Source organism: Azospirillum sp. TSH64 (assembly GCF_003116035.1).
In the GTDB taxonomy this organism is placed as follows: domain Bacteria; phylum Pseudomonadota; class Alphaproteobacteria; order Azospirillales; family Azospirillaceae; genus Azospirillum.
Genome location: NZ_LGQW01000015.1, coordinates 3677558 through 3681847 on the forward strand (window position 1 = coordinate 3677558; position 4290 = coordinate 3681847).

The window sequence follows — 4290 nt, forward strand, 5'->3', positions numbered from 1 at the left end:
CATCGCCGGTGCGGGCCTGGCGCGCGGCTATCACCGGCGTGCCGGCCTGACGGCGGAACGCTTCGTCGCCGATCCGTTCTGCGCCGACGGCGGCCGGATGTACCGGACGGGCGACCTGGCGCGTCGGCGCGGGGACGGGGTGATCGAGTATGTCGGGCGGATCGACCATCAGGTGAAGATCCGCGGCCTGCGGATTGAGCTTGGCGAGATCGAGGCTGTGCTGCGCGGCCATCCGGCGGTGCGGGATGCGGTGGTGGTCGCCCGCGATGGTGCGGGCGGCAAGCGTCTGGTCGGCTATGTCGCCGCCGATGCGGACGCGGAGCTGCCGCGGCGGCTGAGGGAGCATCTTGGCCGCGTTCTGCCGGACTACATGGTTCCGTCTCACCTTCTGATGCTGGAGCGGTTGCCGCTGACGCCCAACGGCAAGCTGGACCGCAAGGCGCTGCCCGAGCCTGCGCCGGATGCCGGCGTGGAGCATGTTCCGCCATCCACGGCGACCGAACATGCGGTGGCGGAGATCTGGCGGTCGGTCCTCGGGGTGGAGCGTATCGGCGGCGCCGACAGCTTCTTCACGCTCGGCGGCCACTCGCTGCTGGCGGCACGGGTGGCGGCGCAGCTCCGCGAGCGGCTCGCGGTGGATCTGCCCCTGCGCACCCTGTTCGAAGCGCCGACCCTGGCCGAGCTGGCGGCGCGGATCGACCGGGAGAAGGCGGACGGCGCCGCGGAGGAGGAGATCGCCCGCATGGACGCCCTGCTGGCCGATCTCGAAGCCGATTTTGAAGCCTTGCCGTCGGAGGCCGCCCAATGACCACGCCTGTCCAGCATGACCCGGCGGAGCGGCCGGCGGACGCGCTTGTCCAGATCGCCCGGCGCCTCCACGCGTTGCCCGCCGACCGGCAGGAGGAGTTCCTCCGGCGCTTGGCCGAAACGGGAATTTCCTTCGCCCGGCTGCCGATCCTGCCCGGTCGCCGGCCGGACCGGCTGCCGCTGTCCCATGCCCAGCGGCGGCTGTGGGTGCTCTGGCAGCTCGACCGCCATAGCCGGGCCTATCACATTCCGATCGGTCTGAGCCTGACCGGTTCCCTTGACCGGGAGGCATTTTCCGGCGCCTTCGCCGATATCCTGGCGCGGCACGAGGTGCTGCGGACCAGCTACCCGGCGTGCGACGGCGAGGCCGAGCAGCGCATCCATCCCGCCGCTCCCCCGGACATCGCCTGGAACGATCTGTCGGCCCTGGCCCCTGTCGAGCGGGAAACCCAGCTGCAGGCCCTGGCTGACGCGGAGGCGGCAACCCCCTTCGACCTGGAAGCGGCACCGCCGGTCCGCCTGCGGCTGGTGCGGCTGGCGGAGGACGAGCATGCGCTGTTCCTGACGCTCCACCACATCGCCGCCGATGGCTGGTCGGTGAACCGGCTGGTGGAGGAATTCTCTGCCCTCTATGCCGCCCGGCGGGAGGGGCGGGACGCCGGGTTGCCCCCGCTGCCGATCCAGTATGCCGACCATGCGCTGTGGCAGGACCGGCTCCTGCGCAGCGGCGAAGGGGGGCGGCAGCTCGACCATTGGCGTGCCCTGTTGGGCGATGAGCAGCCGGAGCTGATGCTGCCGCGGGACGGAGAGGGCGCTGCGGACGAAGGGCAGGGCACCGACCGGCGGGAGGCGGGCGTCCCGTTCGTCCTCGACGATGCCCTCGGCGCCCGGCTGCGCACCGTGGCCGGCAAGACGGGGGCAACCGTCGCCAATCTTCTGCTGGCCGCATTCCTGCTTCTGCTTCACCGTCACACCGGGCAGGGGGATGTGCGGGTGGGGGTGCCGGTCGCCGGGCGTCATCGCGCCGAAACCGAGCGACTGATCGGCCTGTTCGTGAACAGTCAGGTCATCGGCGCGGACCTGCATGGCGGGCTCGGTCTGCACGAGGTGTTGGCGCAGGTTCGCGACCGGTCGGTCGACGCCCAGGCCAACCAGGATCTGCCCTTCGAGCATCTGGTGGACGCCCTGAGACCGGAACGCCGGCTCGACCGCAATCCGCTGTTCCAGGTGATGTTCAACCATCAGCACCGTCGGCTGTCGGCGCTGGACCGGGTCGCCGGTCTGACGATCCGGCCGCTCGCAGGCGGCCCCCGCGTCGCCCTGTTCGACCTGTCGCTGGAGGTCGAGGAGGACGATTGCGGACGCATCCGTTGTGACCTGCGCTATGCCGCCGACCGCTATGCGGCGGAGCGGGTCGCCGCGATGGCGGAAGATTACCGGCGCATTCTCGCAGCCTTCGCCGCGGAGACGGGCGGTCCGGTCGCGGCCATCCGCCTGACGGCCGACGACCGCATGGCCAAAGACAGCATGGATGTCGCCGGCACCGTGCCCCCGAAGACGGCCTCCGGCGCCGCCCTGTCGCCCGCGACGCTGTTCGATGCCCGCGCGACGGACTCTCCCGAAGCCATCGCTCTGGTGGCCGATGGGCGGCCGGTGACTTTCGGTGCCTTGAAGGACCGCTCGGACCGGTTAGCCCGGCGGCTCCGTGCGCTGGGTGTCGGGCCGGATATCCGGGTCGGGCTGGCGGTCGAACCTTCGCCAGCCATGGTCGTCGGACTTCTGGCTGTGCTGAAGGCGGGTGGAGGCTATGTGCCGCTCGATTCCCGCCTCCCCCATGACCGGCTGGCGGGCATGATCGCCGATAGCGGCATGGCTCTGATCCTGGCGCAGGACAGTGTGCTCGGCTCGATGCCGACCGGGGTGGCCTGCCTGACGCTGAACGCCGACGGGGTGTGTGGCGACGGGATATGCGGGGATGAGTTGGACGCGGGGGGCGCTCTCCGGGCGCCGGTGGACGAAGCCTTGGCCTATCTGATCTACACCTCCGGGTCGACCGGGACGCCCAAGGGCGTCATGGTTTCCCACGGGGCGCTGGCCCGCCACTGTCTGGCGGCGGCCGAGGCTTATGGGATGACCGCCGGGGATCGGCTGCTGCATTTCGCCTCCTTCGGCTTCGATGCGGCGAGCGAACAGATCCTGATGCCCCTGCTGGCGGGGGCCGGTGTCGTCCTGGGCGCCATGGCGGAGTCCACGCCGGAACGGCTGGCGGCACTGATCCTGCGCGACGGCGTCACCGTCGCCGACCTGCCGCCGGCCTATCTTGCCCGCCACGCCGAGGCCCTGGCCGCCGCCATGCCCGGCCATTGCCTGCGTGCCTGCATCCTGGGCGGAGAGGCCTGGGATCTGTCGCTCACCGGGCGCCTCGCCGGCTGGACCGGCCGGATCTTCAACGCTTACGGTCCGACCGAGGCGGTGATCACCCCTCTCGTCTGGCAGGCCGGCGATGAACGCCAAGCCGGAACCGCTCCCATCGGCCAGGCGATCGGCGAGCGCCGGGCGTTGGTGCTCGACGCTTCGCTGAATCCGTTGCCGCTCGGTGCGGTCGGGGAACTTTATCTTGGCGGCGCGGGGTTGGCGCGGGGCTATCTGAACCGTCCCGGCCTGACGGCGGAGCGCTTCGTCGCCGACCCGTTCTCGGCCGGCGGCGGGCGGCTCTACCGCACCGGCGACCTCGTGCGCCAGCGTGGCGACGGGGTGATCGAGTATGTCGGGCGGATCGACCATCAGGTGAAGATCCGCGGCTTCCGCATCGAGCTTGGCGAGGTGGAGGCACGGCTGCGGGCGCAGGAGGGCGTGCGCGAGGCGGCGGTGGTCGCCCGCGACGGCAGCTCCGGCAAGCGTCTGGTCGGCTATGTCGTGCCCGCTGGCGATGAAGGTAGCGGCGATGATGCCGGCGCCGGCCTTGTCGAGCGGCTGCGCGCCGGGCTGAAGGCGGCGTTGCCGGACTACATGGTGCCAACGCACCTCGTGGTGCTGGAGCGTTTGCCGCTGACGCCCAACGGCAAGCTGGACCGCAAGGCCCTGCCCGAGCCGGAGGTGGCGGCGTCGTCGGCCCGGGTGCCGCCGCGCAGCGCGGCCGAGCGCGCCCTGGCGGCGCTGTGGTGCGAGCTGCTGCGGCTGGAGAGCGTCGGCGTGACCGACAACTTCTTCGAGCTGGGCGGGGACTCCATCCTCTCCATCCAGCTGGTCAGCCGCGCCCGCCGCCACGGCCTGTCCTTCACCCCGCGCGACGTCTTCGAGCATCAGACCCTGGAGGCGCTCGCCCGCGCCGCCCGCAGCGACGCCGGCGCTCCGGCCACTTCGGCCGCCGGGCAGGGCCTCGTCTGCGGGGCGCTGTCGTTGACTCCGATCCAGCGCTGGTTCTTCGAGGAGCCGATCCCCAACCGCAGCCACTGGAACCAGTCGGTGCTGCTGCGGCTGCGC

2 protein-coding genes are annotated in these 4290 nt (G+C 71.5%); both read left to right on the top strand.

Annotation, left to right across the window (positions count from 1 at the left end; all coding sequences use genetic code 11):
• Positions 1-808: phosphopantetheine-binding protein (locus TSH64_RS18105; RefSeq protein ID WP_146208128.1), on the top strand; the 808-nt coding region annotated here is incomplete at its 5' end.
• Positions 805-4290 (top strand): non-ribosomal peptide synthetase (locus TSH64_RS18110; RefSeq protein WP_199237597.1); only part of this gene is annotated, 3486 nt, incomplete at its 3' end. The genes TSH64_RS18105 and TSH64_RS18110, both read left to right, overlap by 4 nt.